The following is a 19,143-nucleotide window of genomic DNA, read 5'->3' on the forward strand; positions in this document are numbered from 1 at the left end:
CGCGGGCCGCGCGTCGTGGGCCCGCCGGGGTCTCAGCGCCGCTTCCGCTTCAGGAGCAGCCGGGGCAGCGCGGCCGGCACCGCGTGGCGGGTGGTGGCGGGGGAGGCCACCGGGGCCGCCGCGAGGGAGGTGTCCGGGGCCGGCTCCAGGGGGCCCGCCGGAGTCAGGGCGACCAGACGGCACTGCGCCGCCCAGCGCGCGGGCATCGCCTCGCCGTCGGGGGCGTTGAGCCGCTTGCCCTTCAGCTCGGCCACCGCGCTCTCCCACGCGGCGGAGCCGGCGGGGATCTCGCGGACCTGTGCCGTCCAGGCCACCACGCGGCCGCCCTTGTCCTTGGAGCGGACCGTCACCGTCGCCGCGGCGCCGTCCACCAGGCCGTCGAGCGGCTGCTCGCCGGGGCCGCCGCCGATCACGTACGCCGCCCCGTCGATCCACGCGTGCCACAGGGCCCGCTCCGGCGCACCGGCGCCGCGCACCCAGATGAGCCCGGACTTCTTGGTGGCCTCCTCGACCAGCGCCCCATCGAGGAGGGCCTGGCCGGACAGCGTCTGCGTCATGGCACCACAGTAGAGGCCCAGGTGGGGGCCCGAGGAATAGTCAGTTCCGTAAACCCGTGATGCCCCTTACGCTTCCGCTGTGACCACTGCAACCACCCCGGCCCCCGCGCTCGCGGCCGTCCCGCGCACCGACGTCGTCCTGCTCGGGGTCGCCATCGCCAGCGTCTCGCTGTCCGCGCCGCTGATCGCCGCGACCGCCGCGCCCGCGCTGGCCATCGCCTTCTGGCGCAACGCGCTCGCGGTCGGCGCGCTGACCCCGGTGGCGTGGTTCAAGTACCGTGCCCGCCTGCGCGCCCTGACCCGGCGCGAGGTGGGCCTGACGGTCGGGGCGGGCGCGCTGCTCGCGCTGCACTTCGGACTGTGGCTGCCCAGCCTGAGCATGACGTCCGTCGCCTCCTCGACCGCGCTGTGCACCACCACCCCGATCTGGACGACCATCGCGCTGCGCCTGCGCGGCCACCGTCCCCCGGCCCTGGTGTGGACGGGCACCCTGGCCGCCTGCGTCGGCGTCGTCCTGCTCACCGGAGTCGACCTGAGCCTTTCGCCGCGCGCGCTGGCGGGGGACGCGCTCGCCCTCGGCGGCGGCGTCGCGGCCGCCGGGTACGTCCTGCTCGGCGCCGAGGTGCGCAAGAGCGTGGACACCGTGCCGTACACCTACCTCTGCTACGGCACGGCGGCCGCCGGGCTGCTCACGGCCGCCTTCCTGAGCGGCGCGGAGCTCACCTCGTACGACGGCACGACCTGGATCAAGCTCGGCGTGCTCACGCTCGCCGCCCAGCTCCTCGGCCACTCGCTGCTCAACCGGGTCGTGGCGAGTCTCGGCCCGTCCGTCACCTCTACGGCGATCCTGCTCGAAACCCCGGGCGCCGCCCTCATCGCGGCGCTCTGGCTCGGCCAGCAGCCCCCGGCCCTGGCCTACCCGGCGCTCCTGGTGATCCTGGCCGGGCTCGCCCTGGTCGTCCGGGCCAACCGCGCCTCCTGAGCCGTACGGCGGCCCCGGCCCCGGCCCGGGCGGGGGCCGCCCGGGCCGTCAGAGCCAGCCGTTGCGCTTCAGGGTGCGGTGGATGACGAAGCAGGCCACGGCAACGAGCCCCATCGAGACCGGGTAGCCGTACCTCCAGTGCAGCTCCGGCATGTGGTCGAAGTTCATCCCGTACACGCCACACACCATCGTCGGTACGGCGATGATGGCCGCCCAGGACGTGATCTTGCGCATGTCCTCGTTCTGGGCGACGGAGGCCTGCGCGAGGTTGGCCTGGAGGATGGAGTTCAGGAGCTCGTCGAAGCCGACGACCTGCTCCTGTACGCGGGCGAGGTGGTCGGCCACGTCCCGGAAGTACTTCTGGATGTCCGGGTCGACCAGGCGCATCGGGCGCTCGCTCAGGAGCTGCATCGGGCGCAGCAGCGGCGACACCGCGCGCTTGAACTCCAGTACCTCGCGCTTGAGTTGGTAGATCCGGCCGGGGTCGACGCCGCGCGGGCTGCCCTTGGCCGGGGCCGAGAAGACCTCGATCTCCACCTCGTCGATGTCGTCCTGGACGGCGTCCACGACCGCCAGATATCCGTCGACCACCTGGTCGGCGATGGCGTGCAGCACGGCGGACGGGCCCTTGGCCAGCAGCTCCGGGTCGCCCTGGAGGCGGGTGCGCAGCGCGCGCAGCGAACCCTGGCCGCCGTGCCGGACGGTGATGACGAAGTCCCGGCCCGTGAAGCACATCACCTCGCCGGTCTCCACGACCTCGCTGGTCGCGGTGAGCTCGGCGTGCTCCACGTAGTGGATCGTCTTGAAGACGGTGAAGAGGGTGTCGTCGTAGCGCTCCAGTTTCGGGCGCTGGTGGGCGTGGACCGCGTCCTCAACGGCCAGCGGGTGCAGCCCGAACTCTGCCGCGATACCGGCGAATTCGGCCTCCGTCGGCTCGTGCAGACCGATCCAGGCGAAGCCGCCGTCCTCGCGTACGCGGCGCATGGCCTCACGGGGCGTCAGGCACACCGTCTCCTCGGCGGAGGCGGAGGCGGTGGCGGAGGGGGAGGCGGCGGACGCGCCGGACGGTGCGGGGACGCACTGCGGGGACTGCACGCGCCGCCCGTCGCGGTAGACCGCGCAGTCCACGACGGCGCTGCTCGCCGACGGGTCGCGGGTGGTGTCGTAGCCGCCGCTGTAGGGCGCGCTGGTCTTGCGCAGCGCGGGGCGGACCACGGCGCGCAGGTCACGGATCATCGACATGGCAGGGCTCCTTCACGGAGGGCCGTCGCAGGGCGTGACGCTCTGGAACTGCCCGGAATGAGGACGTGCTGCGGCGAAGGGAGACCACGGGGCCGAAGTGCCCCGGAAAAGGCGTCAATCGCACACGTTCGCATAGCGGGCGGCACCACAGGGGCACGCGCGGACGGCGTTCGCTACTGAAACGGACAAGGCGAGGCGATGTGCTCTTCCGTCGGGCGAAACGCCATGAGACTCAGGGTGTTTCCGGGGTGTTTCCGGGCGCTGGGGCCGGGGAAAGAAGTTCTCGGATCCCACCGAGAACTCAGATCATCGGGAACAACGCAGCCGCGCGGAAGAGCGGTTGGTACTGCCAGGCCGACTTCGATCCATCGCAGCCCCACCTCCTCCAGCCGGTCCCCCGTGGGGAACTTCCTGCTGTCCCGAACAGCGGCCAAGACTATCAGCCCACCGTCACGTCAAGCCCCGTCTTTGCCGCTTGCATACGCCTTCTATGCTCGGCCCATGGTTGATGTTCTTGCTCTGGTGGAAGCCCGGTTGCGCACCGCGCTCGGTGAGCCGGACGCGCGCGCCGCGGTCACCTTTCTCGGCACGGACCGGATCGAGGTGCTGCGGTTCACCGAGGGCGACATCGTCCGGTACGCGACCCTGGGCATGTCCGCGCAGCCGATGGCCGACCCGACGTCGGCGCTCGCCGACCCGGTGAAGGGGCCTCGGGCCGAGCTGATCCTGTCCGTACGGTCCGGGCTCGCCGACACCGACAAGGTGCTCCGCGCGCTGGCCGTGCTCGCGGCGTCCCCGCAGGTGGAGGGCCTGGTGGTGGCTCCGGGTGCCTCGCTCGACACCGGGGAGGCGCTGTGGCCGGGCGCGCCCTTCACCTCGGTGCTGGTCGCCGAGTCGGGGGGGCTGGTGGAGGATCTGGAGCTCGACGCGCCGATGGATCCGGTCCGGTTCCTGCCGTTGCTGCCGATGACCACGAATGAGGCGGCGTGGAAGCGGGTGCGGGGGGCGAAGGCGCTGGAGGAGCGCTGGCTGGCCCAGGGCACGGATCTGCGCGACCCGGTGCGCAAGCCCACCCGCCTGGACTGAGTACGCGCCCGTCCTCAATCTCCCCCAAGGCCTTAAGGGCCAGGGGGGACCCCCATGACGGGCTGGGTATGCCCATGCGGGCCAGCACCGACCCCGCCAGGGGCGCGGGGAACTGCGCGACCAGCCACGCACGGTCGGCAGCCGAGCTCCCTGGGGCTCCGCCCCAGACCCCGATCGCGCCTGAAGGGCGCTCGTCCTCAATCGCCGGACAGGCTGAGGTTGCCGATGTGGGCCAGCATGAGCCCCGCCCGGGGGTTGGCTTCACGTGGGCCAGCGCGGACCCTGTCAGGGGCGCGGGGAACTGCGCGAGGAGCGACCACGGTCCGCACCGGAGGTCCCTGGGGCTCCGCCCCAGACCCCGTTCGCGCTGAACGCGCTCGTCCTCAATCGCCGGACAGGCTGAGGGTGTCAGTGTGGGCCAGCACGCACCCCGCCAGGGGCGCGGGGAACTGCGCGGCCGGCCACCCACACGGTCCGCGGCCGGGGTCCGAAGGGACCAGCGTGCTCACACCCCGGATGGGCTGGCCGAGCGCACGCCGGCCCGCGCTCCATGGACGACCTCCCGCACCAGCACCCCCCGCCTCACCCACACGATCACCGCTCCGACCACCGCCGCAAGCGCCGCCACCACGAACGGCACGTGCAGATCACTCCACTCCTCGATCTTCGGCGCCAGATAGGGCGCGGCCGCCGCGGCGAACCAGCGGACGAAGTTGTAGCCCGCGCTCGCCACCGGCCGGGGCGCGTCCGAGACGCCGAGCGCCAACTCGGTGTACACGGTGTTGTTGAGCCCGATGAACGCGCCGGAGGCGATCGTCGCCGCCACCGCCGTGGCGTGGTTGCCGTACCCGAGCACGACCAGGTCCGCCGCGAGCAGCACCAGCGATCCGCCGAGCACCTTCAGGGAGCCGAACCGCTCCTGGAGCCGGGGCGCGACGAGCACCGAGAACACCGCGAGCAGCACACCCCACGCGAAGAACACCCCGCCCGACTTGTAGGGCGACATGTTCAGGACGAACGGGGTGAAGGCGAGCACCGTGAAGAACGCGTAGTTGTAGAAGAAGGCGGACGCCGCCGCCGAGGCCAGTCCGCCGTGGCCCAGCGCCTTGAGCGGGTCGAGCAGCGAGGTCCTGCGCGCGGGCTTGGGCTGTTCCTTCAGGAACACCGTGATCGCGAGGAAGCCGATCGCCATGAGGGCGGCCGTGCCGAAGAAGGGGTAGCGCCACTTCATGTCGCCGAGGACCGCCCCGACCAGCGGCCCGCACGCCATGCCGAGCCCGAGCGCGGACTCGTAGAGCAGGATCGCCGCCGCGCTGCCCCCGGCCGCCGCGCCCACGATGACCGCGAGCGCGGTGGACACGAAGAGCGCGTTGCCGAGTCCCCAGCCGGCCCGGAAGCCGACGAGTTCGCCGACCGAGTTCGACGTACCGGCGAGCGCGGCGAAGACGACGACCAGGGCGAGACCCACGAGCAGCGTCTTCTTGCCGCCGATCCGGCTGGACACGAACCCCGTGACCAGCATCGCCACGGCGGTGATCAGGAAGTACGAGGTGAAGAGCAGGGAGACCTGGCTGGGCGTGGCGTCCAGGCCCTTGGCGATGGAGGGCAGGATCGGGTCGACCAGGCCGATGCCCATGAAGGCGACGACAGAGGCGCCCGCCGTCGCCCAGACCGCCTTGGGCTGACGCAGCAGGCCGCCGGTTCCCGCGCCCTGGTCGAGAGGGTCCGTCCCTTGCCGCATGGCTGCTCCCGCTTCCGGTTGGAGGGTGGCCGCATCGAGGACGGCCACAAGGTCGTTGCGTAGTGCACACGATAACTTAGCCAACCTAATGACTGCAATATGAAACTACTTTTTCCGGCCCGGTCGGCCCGGTCGGCCCGGTCCTTCGCGACAGGCCCAGGCCCACCGGACGGGTGATCGTCCTTGACGGGGCGACGGCCGGGGAGGAGCGTGGGGCCTTATGAGGGGCGAACCCAGTTGCCCGAAGTGCGGAGGCCGGGTCAGGGCGCCCGGTCTCTTCGCCGACACCTGGCAGTGCGATGCCCACGGCCCGGTCCACCCGCTGCAACCGGTGCTCCCGCCCAGCGTCGAAGGCCTGGAAGTCGTCGTGCGCCGGTCCCAGGTGCCGGTGTGGATGCCCTGGCCGCTCCCGGTCGGCTGGCTGTTCACCGGCGTCGGTTACGCGGGGGACGACCGCAGCGGCGGCCGCGCGACCGCCGTCGCCTGCTCGGGCCCGGGGCCCCTGGGCGGCCTGGGGGAGCTGATCCTGGTCGCGGAGGAGCTGGGCGTGGGGCTCGGCGCGCGGTTCGCCGGCATCGACGGTCCCGACCCCGGCCCCTATATGAGCGTCGACAAACCCCCGCACGCCAAGGTGCTCGCCGCCGGCCGCCCCACCCCGCTCTGGCACGTCAGCCGCACGCCGGACGACCGCGCGGTCTTCGCCGGCGAGGCGCGCGGCCTGTGGCTGTGGGCGATCGCGTGGCCCGAGCAGTCCGGGCTGCTCATGTACGACGAACTCGTCCTGACCGATCTGCGCGACGCGGGCGCGGAGGTCGAACTGCTGCCGTGCGGCGCCCTCACCCCACGCATCCTGTCCTGACGCCGGCCTTGGCACCGGCCCGCACCGGCCCGCACCGGCCCGCACCGGCCCGCACGCGGGCGGACGAGGGGGCGCGCTCGAGCGGACGGCGGGGCGCGGGCGGGCGGTTATCCTTGACTGTCCCCTGATCCGCCCCTTATGCCCTGGAGTACGCGTCGTGCGCATCGATCTGCACACCCACTCCACGGCGTCCGACGGTACGGACACCCCGGCCGAGCTCGTCCGCAACGCGGCGGCCGCCGGGCTCGACGTGATCGCCCTGACCGACCACGACACCACCCGGGGCCACGCGCAGGCCATCGCCGCGCTGTCAGGCCTCGACCTCACCCTCGTCACCGGCGCCGAACTCTCCTGCCGCGTCGACGGCGTCGGCCTGCACATGCTGGCCTACCTCTTCGACCCCGAGGAGCCCGAGCTCTCCCGCGAGCGCGAGCTCGTGCGCGACGACCGGGTCCCGCGCGCCCAGGGCATGGTCGCCAAACTGCGCGACCTCGGCGTTCCGATCACCTGGGAGCAGGTCGCGCGCATCGCGGGCGACGGCTCGGTCGGCCGCCCCCACGTCGCCGAAGCCCTCGTCGAACTCGGCGTCGTCAGCTCCGTCTCCGACGCCTTCGTGCCCGACTGGCTCGCCGACGGCGGCCGTGCCTACGTGGGCAAGCACGAACTCGACCCGTTCGACGCGATCCGGCTGGTCAAGGCCGCCGGCGGCGTCACCGTCCTCGCGCACCCGCTCGCCGTCAAGCGCGGCCGGGTCGTGCCCGAATCGGTGATAGCGGAGCTCGCGGCGGCCGGACTGGACGGCGTCGAAGTCGATCACACCGACCATGACGCGCCCACCCGCGCCCGGCTGCGCGCCCTCGCGGACGACCTCGGGCTCCTCGTCACGGGCTCCAGCGACTACCACGGCAGCCGCAAGAGCGTACGGCTCGGCGCGTGCGTCACCGACCCCGAGATCTACGGCGAGATCACCCGCCGCGCCACGGGGGCCTTCCCCGTGCCGGGTGCGGGCGGAGAGCTCCGCCCGTAGGGAGAGCCCGCCTCTCCCCACACCCCGGGGGCGCCACCCCCGTACTCACTTCCCGGTACCCCCGGCCGACTCGTGTGCGGCTCCGGGGGCCGGTCCGGTCGGCCCGCGCGCCGGCCCCCTCATGTACATCCCTCACTTGCAAGGCTCACCGTGTTCGACGCTGCCGTCTTCGGCTCCCTCTTCCTCACCCTGTTCGTCATCATGGATCCCCCGGGGATCACGCCGATCTTCCTCGCGCTGACCGCGGGCCGGGCCGGCAAGGTCCAGCGCAGGATGGCCTGGCAGGCCGCCGCCGTCGCGCTCGGAGTGATCACGCTCTTCGGTCTCGTCGGCCACCAGATCCTGACGTATCTGCACATCGACATCCCCGCGCTGATGATCGCGGGCGGCCTGCTGCTGCTCCTGATCGCCCTCGACCTGCTCACCGGCAAGACCGACGAGCCCCAGCAGACCAAGGACGTCAACGTCGCGCTCGTACCGCTGGGCATGCCGCTGCTCGCCGGGCCCGGTGCGATCGTCCAGGTGATCCTGGCCGTCCAGAACCACGACTCGGTGTCCGGTCAGGTCTCGGTCTGGGCCGCGATCATCGCCATCCACCTCGTCCTGTACGTGACGATGCGGTACTCGCTGCTGATCATCCGCGTCATCAAGGACGGCGGCGTCGTCCTGGTGACCCGGCTCGCCGGCATGATGCTCTCCGCGCTCGCGGTGCAGCAGATCATCAACGGCGTCACGCAGGTCATCCACGCCTACTGAGCCCGCGCGCCGGGCTCGCCGCTGTCGCGGTGCGCCCGGCTCGCCGCCGTCGCGGACGGCCCCGGACATGCCAAGCGCCCCCGTACATCCGTGTACGGGGGCGCTCTCCGCTTTTCGGCGCCCGCAGCCGTTCTTCTGGCTCGCGGGGGCGCCGGCTCTTACGCGTTACGAGGCCGAGGCTTCGGCCGGGCGGATATAGATGCGCTGGCCCATGGCGGCGGCCTGCTGCACAATCCGGTTGACGGAGGCGGCGTCCACGACGGTGCTGTCGACGGCGATGCCGTCGACGTCGTCCAGGCGCATGATTTCGAAGCGCAAGGCTTCTCCCTTCGTCTGATCCTCCTGCTAGGAGAACTACTGGTGCGGGAACTGCTGTTCAGCATGCCCGCGAGCGGCGTCGGGGCGGTTGCCCGCCCGTTAAGAGTGGATTGCGTGGCTGCTGTGCAACGCGTTCCATAGGGGACAACGAGTTGCCTCCAGCAAACATTCCCTACGCTAAAGAAATTTTTCGCGTCGCTAAGGAACGGGGCCGAGACGGGGACGGCACGTGCCCGGTTGTGCCCGGTGCGTCACGGCGCCGACAATGGACAACGTATGGACGACTCCCAGGTACCCCAGGTGCCCCTCGGTATTGCCGCCGACCTCGACCGCAAGCTCGACCGCGCCAACGAGCTGTTGCAGCGCATGCTCGCAGAGGTCGCCAAGACACCCTCCACGCACGCGATCTTCGTCGACGCCGGGTACGTCTACGCGGCCGCCGGGCTCCTCGTCACCGGCACCGAGGACCGGCGCTCCTTCGATCTGGACGCGGAGGGGCTGATCGAGGCGTTCATCGACAAGGCGCGCACGATCTTCGCCGACAGCCGGCTGCTGCGGGTGTACTGGTACGACGGCGCGCGCCGGCGCATCCACACGCCCGAGCAACAGTCGATCGCCGAGCTTCCCGACGTCAAGGTCAGGCTCGGCAACCTCAACGCCAACAACCAGCAGAAGGGCGTCGACTCCCTGATCCGCTCCGATCTGGAGTCCCTGGCCAGGCACCGCGCCATCAGCGACGCGGCGCTGATCGGCGGGGACGAGGACCTGGTCTCGGCCGTCGAGGCGGCGCAGGGGTATGGGGCGCGCGTCCATCTGTGGGGCATCGAGGCCGCGGACGGGCGCAACCAGGCGGAGCCGCTGTTGTGGGAGGTCGACAGTCAGCGGACCTTCGACCTCGACTTCTGCAAGCCGTACGTCACGCGGCGGCCGGTCACGCTGTACGAGCAGGAGGGGCCTGCGCCGGGCCGCGAGGACGTGCGGTTCGTCGGGGCGCGGATCGCGGCGACGTGGCTCTCCGAGCGGGGGCGGGCGGCGCTGGCCGACCTGCTGCCCGGGCATCCCTATCTGCCCGGGCCGGTCGACCAGGACCTGCTCATCGAGGCGGAGCGGTTGCTCCAGTACTCGTTGCGTGGGCACGCGGATTTGCGGCGGGCGCTGCGGGACGGGTTCTGGCAGCACCTCCAGTCCCAGTACTGACCCCCGCCGGTTGCCCGGCGGGCGGCGACCCCCGTTTCGCGCAGTTCCCCGCGCCCCTTGGGGGGTGATGGTTGCCGGTTGCCTGTGGGTGGGTGACGGCTTCCCGCGCAGTTCCCCGCGCCCCTTGGGGGGTGATGGTTGCCGGTTGCCTGTGGGTGGGTGACGGCTTCCCGCGTAGTTCCCCGCGCCCCTTGGGGGGTGATGGTTGCCGGTTGCCTTCGGGTGGGTGACGGCTTCCCGCGTAGTTCCCCGCGCCCCTTGGGGGGTGGCGGCCGCCGGTTTTCTGCGGGTGGGTGGTGGCTTGTCGCGCAGTTCCCCGCGCCCCTGGCGGGGCTGGTGCTGCTCGGCGCTGGGTCGGGGAGCCCCTTGGGGGCGCGGGGAACTGCGCGATCGGCCACGCACGGTCCGCGCGTGAACGTGTCGGGGGTGGGGGAGTCGGGCAACGCATCGCGCGGGTGGCTGATGGCTGGTTGGGGGCGCGGGGAACTGCGCGAATGGCCACGCACGGCCCGCGCGTGGGCGTGTCAGGGGTGCGGGGAACCGCGCGAATGGGCTGCCCGGGCTGCGCGTGGGCGATCAGGGGCGCGGGGAACTGCGCGAGGCCCGGGTTTGATTACGGGGGGCGGGGTCAGGCGGATTGCGTGGTGGACCAGAAGTTGGTCAGGGCTGAGGTCAGTTGACCCGGGTGGGACACGTTGGGGGAGTGACCGGCGCCCCGGATGACCGTATGCCGCGCCCCCACACTCCGCGCCAGATGCGCCAACTCCCCCACCGACCACACCATTTCCCCATCCCCGTACGCCACGTGCAACGGCAACGGCAACCCCGCAAGCCCAACCGTACGGTCCGGCTCCACCCTCAACTGCCGCCCAGCGGCGATGAGTTGAGCGGGCTGCGTACAGAACCAGCGCCGCTCGAGGAACGCCACGATCTCCGGCGGATCGGCGACGTACGCCGGATCGCGGCCGTCGAGCCACTGCGTCACCGCCCACACCCACGAGGGCGGCAGCACGGGCAGCGCCGCCCGCAACATCCTGATCTTGGTGCGCTGATCGGGACCGACCCGCCCCGGCCCGGAGGACAGCAGGGTCAGCGAACGGAACGCGGAGGGATCGAGCCGCGCCGCCGACCGGGCCACGAAACCCCCGAAGGAGTGCCCGACCAGGTGCACGGGTCCGTCGCCGAGCGCCGCGACCTGCGCCAGCACATCACCGGCGAGAGCACGCGGGGTGTACGCGGACGCCCGGCGGGGCCCCGGGCTCTCGAACTGACCGCGCCCGTCGACCGCCACCGCCCGATACCCCGCGTCCGCGAGCGGACCGAGGAGTTCGAGGAAGTCCTCCTTGCTCCCGGTGTACCCGGGCACGAGCAGCACGGTGGCGAGCGCCCGCCCCTCGGGCCGGGAATCGAGTACGGCGAACTCCTGGCGCGGGGTGGAGAGCCGGTACGCACGCGTACGCGCCGGGAGGTCGAGGGAGCGCGGCTTACTCATGAGTAGAGCGTATCCGCCCAGCCCAGACGCCCACATGCCCGTCAGCGCGGCCACCGGCCCCGCGCCCCCGGCGCCCGCCCCCAACGCGAACGGCCCGGGTCCCCCTCGGGGGAAACCGGGCCGTGCGCGTGGTGCGGGTGATTACGCCTCGGGGGCGGCCGCCGTCTTCTTGGCGCGGGTGCGGCGGGGCTTGGCCGGGGTTTCCGTCTCGGTCACCGGGGTGGCTTCGACGGTGTCGACCGCGGCTTCGGCCTTCTTGCGGGTGCGGCGGGGCTTGGCGGGGGCCTCGGCCTCGGTGGCGGTCTCGACGATCGCCTCGGGGGCGGCGGCTGCCTTCTTGGCGCGGGTGCGGCGCGGCTTGGCCGGGGTCTCCGCGTCGGCGGCCGGGGTGGCCTCGACCGTTTCGGTCGCGGCTTCGGCGACCTTCTTGGCGCGGGTGCGGCGGGGCTTGGCCGGGGTTTCCGTCTCGGTCACCGGGGTGGCTTCGACGGTGTCGACCGCGGCTTCGGCCTTCTTGCGGGTGCGGCGGGGCTTGGCGGGGGCCTCGGCCTCGGTGGCGGTCTCGACGATCGCCTCGGGGGCGGCGGCTGCCTTCTTGGCGCGGGTGCGGCGCGGCTTGGCCGGGGCTTCCGCGTCGGCGGCCGGGGTGGCCTCGACCGTTTCGGTCGCGGCTTCGGCGACCTTCTTGGCGCGGGTGCGGCGCGGCTTCGCCGGGGCCTCCGCCTCGGCCACCGGAGCGGCCTCCACCGTCTCGACCACGGCTTCCGCGGCCTTCTTCGTCCGCGTACGCCGCTGCTTGACCGGGGCTTCCTCCACCGCGACCGCGGCGGCCGGCGCCTCGGCGACGGCGGACATCGCGGCGTTGGCCGCGGCCTTCGCCGCCCGGGCCAGCTCGATGGCCGCGGACTCCGGCGTCAGGAAACCGATCTCGGAGTCCGGGTCGGCCTTGCGCACCCGACGGCGGCGCGCCTTGGGCTCCACCGGCGCGGCGACGGCCTCGACGACCGGCGCCGTACGACGACGCGGCTGCGCCTTGACCTGCGACTTGACCTGCGCGGGTGCGGGCTCGGCCCGCACCGGCTCGGCGACGGGCTCGGCGACCGCGACGGCGGCCGGTGCGGACTCGACGACCTGAGCGGCGGTCACCGGCGCGGCCGACGGCGCGCCCACGCGGGCACGGCGACGACGACGGGGCGTACGCGGCTCGGTCACGGCGGGCTCGTCCGGGGCCGCGACGGGCGCCGGCGCGCTCGCGACGGCCTCGGTCCCCGAGGTACCGCCCCGGGTGCGGCGGCGCTGACGCGGCGTACGCGTACGCTCCGGGCGCTCCTCGGTGACGACGGGAGCGGCGGCGGCCTTGCGGCCACGGCCGCCGGTCTCGCCCAGGTCCTCGACCTCTTCGGCGGCGAGCCCGGCGCGGGTGCGGGCGCCCCGGGGCAGCACGCCCTTGGTGCCCGCCGGGATGCGCAGCTCCTCGAACAAGTGCGGCGACGTGGAGTACGTCTCCGGCGGGTCGGGGAACTTCAGGTCGAGCGCCTTGTTGATCAGCTGCCAGCGCGGGATGTCGTCCCAGTCCACCAGTGTGATCGCGATGCCCTTCTTGCCCGCGCGGCCGGTGCGGCCGATGCGGTGGAGGTAGGTCTTCTCCTCCTCGGGCGACTGGTAGTTGATGACGTGCGTGACGCCCTCGACGTCGATGCCGCGCGCGGCCACGTCGGTGCAGACCAGCACGTCGACCTTGCCGTTGCGGAAGGCGCGCAGCGCCTGCTCGCGGGCGCCCTGGCCGAGGTCGCCGTGGACCGCGCCGGAGGCGAAGCCGCGCTTGGCCAGCTGCTCGGCGATGTCGGCGGCGGTGCGCTTGGTGCGGCAGAAGATCATCGCGAGCCCGCGGCCCTCGGCCTGGAGGATGCGGGCGACCATCTCCGGCTTGTCCATGGAGTGGGCGCGGTAGACGAACTGCTCGGTGTTGGCGACGGTCGTGCCCTCGTCGTCCGGCGACGTGGCGCGGATGTGCGTGGGCTGCGACATGTAGCGGCGGGCGAGGCCGATGACGGCGCCCGGCATGGTCGCGGAGAACAGCATCGTCTGACGCTTCGGCGGCAGGTGCTGGATGATCTTCTCGACGTCCGGCAGGAAGCCGAGGTCGAGCATTTCGTCGGCCTCGTCCAGGACGAGCGCCTTGACGTGGGAGAGGTCGAGCTTCTTCTGCCCGGCGAGGTCGAGCAGACGGCCCGGGGTGCCGACGATCACGTCGACGCCCTTCTTCAGGGCCTCGACCTGGGGCTCGTACGCCCGGCCGCCGTAGATCGCAAGCACGCGCACATTGCGCACCTTGCCGGCGGTCAGGAGGTCGTTGGTCACCTGCTGGCACAGCTCGCGCGTCGGAACGACGACGAGGGCCTGCGGCGTGTTGGTGAGCTTGTCGGCCGTGGCCCGGCCCGCCTCCACGTCGGCGGGGACGGTGACCCGCTCCAGGAGCGGGAGGCCGAAGCCCAGCGTCTTGCCGGTGCCGGTCTTGGCCTGGCCGATGATGTCGGCGCCGGAGAGCGCGACGGGGAGCGTGAGCTCCTGGATGGGGAACGGGGACACGATGCCCACGGCTTCAAGGGCTTCGGCGGTCTCGGGAAGGATCCCGAGCTCTCGGAACGTAGTCAGGGTGCTGCCTCTTCTGTGAGACGCGGTACGGAGGCGAACGCGGCGGGTCGTACCGTGCCCATGTCGTCCGGCGGGAAGATTTCGACCGGGTTCGGTCGGGGTGCCGGGTGGCGCGGGACCACTGCCGTCGCTCAAGCGCTCGTGCCGCTGAGGGATCCCTCTTGGGTGGCACGTGGGGGAACGTGCCCCGCGGAGGGCTGTCGGGTCGGAGCCGACCGGAGCAACCGACCGGGCATCCTCATTCGTGCGGCCCGTCGAATACTCGGCAGGCGCATTACCACTGTACCCCGGATTCGCGCATGTGTGTCGGGAGAATTCGCGGGACGGGTGCGACCGGTGTGATCGAGTAGGCCCTTACAGGGTGCCCCGGGCGGGCTATTGTGCGGCTTATGGAGACGTCTGACAACGCCACTACGGCCGAAGAAATCACCCCGGAGCCCGAGCGCACCGGTATCGCCGCCCAGGACTGGGCGACGGCCTCCGCGGTGCCCCAGTACCGCGCGGCGGTGGTGGACCTCCTCGGCGCCCTCGCCTACGGCGAGCTCGCGGCCTTCGAGCGGCTCGCCGACGACGCGAAGCTCGCGCCGTCCCTGGCGGACAAGGCGGAGCTGGCGAAGATGGCGTCCGCGGAGTTCCTGCACTTCGAGCGTCTGCGCAACCGGCTCGCGGAGATCGACACCGAGCCGACGGCCGCGATGGAGCCGTTCGCCAAGGCGCTCGACGACTTCCACCACCAGACCGCGCCGTCGGATTGGCTCGAGGGCCTGGTCAAGGCGTACGTGGGCGACTCGATCGCGAGCGACTTCTACCGTGAGGTCGCCAGCCACCTGGACTCCGACACCCGCTCCCTGGTGCTCGCGGTGCTCGACGACACCGGGCACGGCAACTTCGCGGTGGAGAAGGTGCGGGCGGCCATCGAGGCGGACCCGCGCGTCGGCGGACGGCTCGCGCTGTGGGCGCGTCGCCTGATGGGCGAGGCGCTTTCGCAGGCCCAGCGGGTGGTCGCCGAGCGCGACGCGCTCTCCACGATGCTGGTCGGCGGCGTGGACGGGGTGGCAGCGGGCTTCGACCTCGCGGCGGTGGGCGAGATGTTCACCCGGATCACCAAGGCCCACACCAAGCGGATGGCCGCGCTGGGGCTTGCCGCCTAGGGTGGCTTGGTCCTGACGCCCCGTCAGTTCCCGGCGTTCGTCGGACCTCCCGGCTGCCGTCGGACCTCCCGGCTGCCGTCCAGCGTTCCCGGAGGCCGCCTGGCGCTCCCGGTGCCGCCTACGCCGCCGAGCGGCGCAGGCGGCGCGTGGGGCGCAGCAGCAGCGAGAGCAGGACGGCCGCGACGAAGACGGCGCCGAGCACGGTCGTGATCCCGTGGCCGGGGCCGATCGCGGAGTGGGTCAGGAAGGCACCGAAGAGACCCGCGAGCGGGCCCGCGCCCAGTACGACGCGGCGGTCGGGAAGCCGGTGGGACAGCCGGGCCGCGGCCGCCCACGCGAGCGCGAATCCCAGCAGGACGGAGCCGAGGGCTTCCAGAAGCATGTGCGTCGCCTCCCAGGGTGTGGCCAGGGCGGAACAGGTCACTGCCGTCCTACCCGAGCCTCGCGGAACGCAACCCTCCCCTCACCGGGAGGAATCAAGCCGCGCGATCCCGCGCGCCTTGGCATGCCGCGGCCCGTCGGGCTCGTCGGGCCCAGCGGACCCAGCGGGCCCGACGGACCCAGCGGACCCAGCGGACCGAACGGACCCAGCGGACCCAGCGGACCGAACGGACCCAGCGGACCGAGCGGGCCCGACGGACCCAGCGGACCGAACGGATCGAACGGACCCAGCGGACCGAGCGGGCCCGACGGACCCAGCGGACCGAACGGATCGAACGGACCCAGCGGACCGAGTGGACACGACGGACCCAGCGGACCGAACGGATCGAACGGACCGAACGGACCCAGCGGACCGAGCGGACACGACGGACCCAGCGGACCCAGCAGGCCCGGCGGACCCAGCGGACCCGACGGACCCGTCGGACACGACGAAGGGGCGCCGCCAGATCTCTCTGGCGGCGCCCCTTCGACGGTGACGCCTGCTACAGCGCTGTCGTGTACTGCGGCAGCTCCAACAGCTGGACCAGTACAGCAGATGGACCAGCTACAGCAGCTGGACCGGCTACTACAGCGCGCCGAAGCCCACGCGGCGGACCGAAGGCTCGCCGATCTCCACGTATGCGATCTTGTCGGCCGGCACCAGGACCTTGCGGCCCTTGTCGTCGGTGAGGCTGAGCAGCTGCGCCTTGCCGGCGAGGGCGTCGGCTACCGCGCTCTCGACCTCTGCGGCGGTCTGCCCGCTCTCCAGAACGATCTCCCGGGGCGCGTGCTGCACACCGATCTTGACCTCCACGGCTATGTCCCTCCGACCTCGTGCGGTGCGCGGTCAGCCGCGCCGTACGCTGCACACATTAGCCCGGAGAGGCGACCGGAAATGGCCGGTCGCTGAACGCCAGGAGCGAACAGAATCCAGGAATGACCGCGCGACGGCCGCTCAGTGGCCTTCGGTGGCGTGCAGCGGGAAGCCCGCGATACCGCGCCAGGCCAGCGAGGTGAGCAGCGTGACGGCCTTGTCGCGAGGGATGGTCGACTCGCTGGAGAGCCAGTAACGGGCGACCACCTGCGAGACCCCGCCAAGACCCACGGCGAGCAGCATCGACTCGTCCTTGGACAGGCCGGTGTCCTCGGCGATGACGTCCGAGATCGCTTCCGCGCACTGGAGGCTGACCCGGTCCACGCGCTCGCGCACGGCGGGCTCGTTGGTCAGGTCCGACTCGAAGACGAGGCGGAACGCGCCGCCCTCGTCCTCGACGTACGCGAAGTAGGCGTCCATCGTCGCGGCGACGCGGAGCTTGTTGTCCGAGGTCGACGCGAGCGCGGTGCGGACCGCGTGGAGCAGGGACTCGCAGTGCTGGTCGAGCAGGGCCAGGTACAGCTCCAGTTTGCCGGGGAAGTGCTGGTAGAGCACCGGCTTGGAGACGCCGGCGCGCTCCGCGATGTCGTCCATGGCGGCCGCGTGGTAGCCCTGCGCGACGAAAACCTCCTGGGCCGCGCCCAGGAGCTGATTGCGGCGGGCCCGGCGCGGCAGGCGCGTGCCTCGCGGGCGCGCCGCCTCGGTCTGCTCGATGGCTGTCACGCCGCCTCCCAAAGTTGTTCTGTTGCGCGATGCACGCGCGCCGCCATCGTACTTTTGGGTAACCCGGCTGTGCGCGGTGCGAACGCAGAATTTCACGGACCGGACGCGCTGGGTAGCCGGAGGTACGGGGAGGAACCGGCACACATCACCGGTAGTCGTCCTCGTCGAGGGCGACCACCCGGGCCTGTTCGACGGCGTCCGCCTCATTGGCGGCGGCCGGGTCGACGCCGGTCAGCGGGTCGTCGTGGCTGGGCCGTACGTCCGTGCGCTGTTCGGCCGCGTCCGCCTCGGGGGTCTCCTCGGACAGCTCGGCGGTGGCGGTGTCGACGGACTCTTCCTGGAAAGTTTCCGGATCGCTGGGATCGACCGGCATGACTGCTCCCTTTTCGTCCACTTCGAGTGATTCGGGGGCTTCCTTACGAGCCTAGGAGTTCCCCGCGCGAGCCGCTACATCCCCCCGCATCCCGCCCGCCCCTTCGGCGGCGCCGAGCCGTTTCCCGCCGGACGGCGTGAACGCCTTGCGGCCAGCGATCCGTATACGCCCACGCGCCCCCTGTCGGGCCCGTCGCCGGTGTGATACTCCGGCCCTACTCCTGCGAGAGGAACGGATCGTGACTTGTACGAAGTGCGGCCAGGCGATGACCAAGACGCAAGACGGCTGGTGGATCTGCTATCCCTGCGGGACGTCCCAACCGGGATGACCCGCTGCCCACGCTGCGCCGCCCAGCTCGCGCACGGGGCAGGCGACTGGTGGCAGTGCACCCAGTGCGAATTCGAGATCGAGCACGGCGCCCTCCAGTACCACGAGGTGCTTTCGGCGGCGTTCGAGGAGCACCCGGCCGCGTTCTTCGCGTACGTCCTCCAGCGCCGCGACGAACTGCGTGAGGACGAACCGGCCTGGCAGCGCCGTCCCGCCGCCTGAGGGGGCGCCCGGCGTCCCCGCAGCGCCCGGCCCCGGACCGCCAACCGCCCTCCAGGTCAACGGGGTCGGATAGTAGGATCATCACGAACACATAACCGTACGTCCCTGACCTGCGCCGATTCATCAGAGAGAAGCTTTTGCCGCATGTCTTCGACCGAGTTGCCGCAAACCCCCGCCGCTGCCGCCCTGGCGCCACGGGTGAGCCCGGTCGGGGTCGCCGAGGGCGAAGAGCTGCGCTCCGTGAACCTGCCGGGGCTCACGCTGGCGATCAGGTCCCGGCCCACGAGCGGTCCCGGTCTCGAACCGGCGCTGTACGTTCACGGGCTCGGCGGTTCGTCGCAGAACTGGTCGGCGCTGATGCCGCTGCTCGCCGACCGGCTCGATGGCGAGGCGGTCGACCTGCCCGGTTTCGGCGACTCCCCGCCGCCCGACGACGGCAACTACTCGCTCACCGGGCACGCCCGCGCCGTGATCCGCCTGCTCGACTCCTCGGGCCGGGGCCCGGTGCACCTCATCGGCAACTCGCTCGGCGGCGCCGTCGCGACCCGCGTCGCGGCCGCGCGCCCCGACCTGGTGCGCACCCTGACGCTCATCTCGCCCGCGCTGCCGGAGATCCGCGTCCAGCGCGGCGCCTGGCCGACCGCGCTTGTCGCGCTGCCCGGTGTGGCCTCCCTGTTCGCCCGGCTCACCCGGGGCTGGAGCGCCGAGGAGCGCACCCGCGGAATGATGGCCCTCTGTTACGGCGACCCGGCGCGGGTGAGCCCCGAGGGGTTCGAGGTGGCCGTGCGTGAAATGGAGCGGCGTCTTCAACTACCGTATTTCTGGGACGCGATGGCCCGCTCGGCCCGTGGCATCGTGGACGCCTACACGTTGGGCGGCCAGCACGGGCTGTGGCGGCAGGCGGAGCGGGTGCTGGCGCCGACGCTGCTCGTGTACGGGGCGCGCGACCAGCTGGTCTCGTACCGGATGGCCCGGCGCGCGGCGGCCGCCTACCGTGACGCGCGTCTGCTCACGCTGCCCGACGCCGGGCACGTGGCGATGATGGAGTACCCCGAGACGGTCGCAAGGGCCGTACGGGAACTGATCGACGAGAGCGGCGGCGACGCCGGCCGCCGTGACGACCGAGACAACAGGAGCTGAT

General features: G+C 72.2%; 19 protein-coding genes. 9 read left to right on the forward strand and 10 right to left on the reverse strand.

Annotated features, from left to right (window positions below):
* Positions 1 to 32: 32 nt before the first annotated feature.
* Positions 33 to 557, reverse strand: a complete 525-nt coding sequence (locus ABR738_RS26780) for a hypothetical protein (RefSeq protein ID WP_350232507.1) — start codon at positions 555 to 557, stop codon at positions 33 to 35.
* Between the two features lie 79 nt (positions 558 to 636).
* On the opposite strand from ABR738_RS26780, the gene ABR738_RS26785 reads away from it, so the two are divergent.
* Complete coding sequence (locus tag ABR738_RS26785; protein WP_350232508.1) at positions 637 to 1,539, forward strand: DMT family transporter; 903 nt, start codon at positions 637 to 639, stop codon at positions 1,537 to 1,539.
* A gap of 48 nt (positions 1,540 to 1,587) precedes the next feature.
* On the opposite strand, the gene ABR738_RS26790 is transcribed toward ABR738_RS26785, so the two are convergent.
* Positions 1,588 to 2,781: a magnesium and cobalt transport protein CorA gene (locus ABR738_RS26790; protein ID WP_350232509.1), complete on the reverse strand. Its 1,194-nt coding sequence runs from the start codon at positions 2,779 to 2,781 to the stop codon at positions 1,588 to 1,590.
* 501 nt (positions 2,782 to 3,282) lie between these two features.
* Here ABR738_RS26790 and ABR738_RS26795 point away from each other — a divergent pair.
* A complete protein-coding gene (locus ABR738_RS26795; RefSeq protein ID WP_350232510.1) occupies positions 3,283 to 3,867 on the forward strand; it encodes a suppressor of fused domain protein in 585 nt (194 codons plus the stop codon).
* Between the two features lie 505 nt (positions 3,868 to 4,372).
* On the opposite strand, the gene ABR738_RS26800 is transcribed toward ABR738_RS26795, so the two are convergent.
* Positions 4,373 to 5,608: an MFS transporter gene (locus ABR738_RS26800; protein WP_350232511.1), complete on the reverse strand. Its 1,236-nt coding sequence runs from the start codon at positions 5,606 to 5,608 to the stop codon at positions 4,373 to 4,375.
* A gap of 220 nt (positions 5,609 to 5,828) precedes the next feature.
* On the opposite strand from ABR738_RS26800, the gene ABR738_RS26805 reads away from it, so the two are divergent.
* The 3 genes from ABR738_RS26805 to ABR738_RS26815 all read left to right on the forward strand — a co-directional run bounded on the left by ABR738_RS26805 (position 5,829) and on the right by ABR738_RS26815 (position 8,250).
* On the forward strand, positions 5,829 to 6,467 hold the full coding sequence (locus tag ABR738_RS26805) for a DUF6758 family protein (protein ID WP_350232512.1): 639 nt from the start codon (positions 5,829 to 5,831) through the stop codon (positions 6,465 to 6,467).
* A 157-nt stretch (positions 6,468 to 6,624) separates the two neighbouring features.
* Positions 6,625 to 7,494, forward strand: coding sequence for a PHP domain-containing protein (locus tag ABR738_RS26810; protein WP_350232513.1), 870 nt, complete (start codon positions 6,625 to 6,627; stop codon positions 7,492 to 7,494).
* 150 nt (positions 7,495 to 7,644) lie between these two features.
* Positions 7,645 to 8,250 carry a MarC family protein gene (locus tag ABR738_RS26815; RefSeq protein WP_350232514.1) on the forward strand — a complete coding sequence of 202 codons (606 nt, stop codon included), beginning with the start codon at positions 7,645 to 7,647 and terminating at the stop codon, positions 8,248 to 8,250.
* A 165-nt stretch (positions 8,251 to 8,415) separates the two neighbouring features.
* On the opposite strand, the gene ABR738_RS26820 is transcribed toward ABR738_RS26815, so the two are convergent.
* Positions 8,416 to 8,568 (reverse strand): DUF8834 family protein, encoded by a 153-nt coding sequence (locus tag ABR738_RS26820; protein WP_350232515.1) that lies wholly within the window; start codon positions 8,566 to 8,568, stop codon positions 8,416 to 8,418.
* Between the two features lie 276 nt (positions 8,569 to 8,844).
* Here ABR738_RS26820 and ABR738_RS26825 point away from each other — a divergent pair, with 276 nt between their 5' ends.
* Positions 8,845 to 9,765: an NYN domain-containing protein gene (locus tag ABR738_RS26825; protein WP_350232516.1), complete on the forward strand. Its 921-nt coding sequence runs from the start codon at positions 8,845 to 8,847 to the stop codon at positions 9,763 to 9,765.
* Between the two features lie 628 nt (positions 9,766 to 10,393).
* Here ABR738_RS26825 and ABR738_RS26830 read toward each other — a convergent pair.
* Together ABR738_RS26830 and ABR738_RS26835 are read right to left on the reverse strand one after the other, a co-directional pair.
* Positions 10,394 to 11,257, reverse strand: a complete 864-nt coding sequence (locus tag ABR738_RS26830; protein WP_350232517.1) for an alpha/beta fold hydrolase — start codon at positions 11,255 to 11,257, stop codon at positions 10,394 to 10,396.
* 141 nt (positions 11,258 to 11,398) lie between these two features.
* Positions 11,399 to 13,855: a DEAD/DEAH box helicase gene (locus ABR738_RS26835; RefSeq protein ID WP_502964150.1), complete on the reverse strand. Its 2,457-nt coding sequence runs from the start codon at positions 13,853 to 13,855 to the stop codon at positions 11,399 to 11,401.
* Between the two features lie 446 nt (positions 13,856 to 14,301).
* Here ABR738_RS26835 and ABR738_RS26840 point away from each other — a divergent pair, with 446 nt between their 5' ends.
* Entirely contained in the window at positions 14,302 to 15,063 is a 762-nt protein-coding gene (locus ABR738_RS26840) for a ferritin-like fold-containing protein (RefSeq protein WP_350232518.1), read from the forward strand.
* 118 nt (positions 15,064 to 15,181) lie between these two features.
* On the opposite strand, the gene ABR738_RS26845 is transcribed toward ABR738_RS26840, so the two are convergent.
* From ABR738_RS26845 to ABR738_RS26860, 4 genes are all read right to left on the reverse strand, one after another.
* Positions 15,182 to 15,445, reverse strand: coding sequence for a hypothetical protein (locus ABR738_RS26845; protein ID WP_350232519.1), 264 nt, complete (start codon positions 15,443 to 15,445; stop codon positions 15,182 to 15,184).
* Positions 15,446 to 16,069: 624 nt separating this feature from the next.
* Positions 16,070 to 16,297, reverse strand: coding sequence for a DUF3107 domain-containing protein (locus ABR738_RS26850; RefSeq protein WP_350232520.1), 228 nt, complete (start codon positions 16,295 to 16,297; stop codon positions 16,070 to 16,072).
* A 141-nt stretch (positions 16,298 to 16,438) separates the two neighbouring features.
* Positions 16,439 to 17,080 carry a TetR/AcrR family transcriptional regulator gene (locus ABR738_RS26855; protein WP_350232521.1) on the reverse strand — a complete coding sequence of 214 codons (642 nt, stop codon included), beginning with the start codon at positions 17,078 to 17,080 and terminating at the stop codon, positions 16,439 to 16,441.
* Positions 17,081 to 17,225: 145 nt separating this feature from the next.
* On the reverse strand, positions 17,226 to 17,453 hold the full coding sequence (locus ABR738_RS26860; protein WP_350232522.1) for an Rv3202a family protein: 228 nt from the start codon (positions 17,451 to 17,453) through the stop codon (positions 17,226 to 17,228).
* Between the two features lie 324 nt (positions 17,454 to 17,777).
* Here ABR738_RS26860 and ABR738_RS26865 point away from each other — a divergent pair, with 324 nt between their 5' ends.
* On the forward strand, positions 17,778 to 18,002 hold the full coding sequence (locus ABR738_RS26865; protein ID WP_350232523.1) for a hypothetical protein: 225 nt from the start codon (positions 17,778 to 17,780) through the stop codon (positions 18,000 to 18,002).
* Positions 18,003 to 18,146: 144 nt separating this feature from the next.
* Entirely contained in the window at positions 18,147 to 19,142 is a 996-nt protein-coding gene (locus tag ABR738_RS26870) for an alpha/beta fold hydrolase (protein WP_350232524.1), read from the forward strand.
* Position 19,143 lies beyond the last annotated feature (1 nt).

Origin of the sequence: Streptomyces sp. Edi4, assembly GCF_040253615.1 — a bacterium.
Taxonomy (GTDB): Bacteria; Actinomycetota; Actinomycetes; order Streptomycetales; family Streptomycetaceae; genus Streptomyces.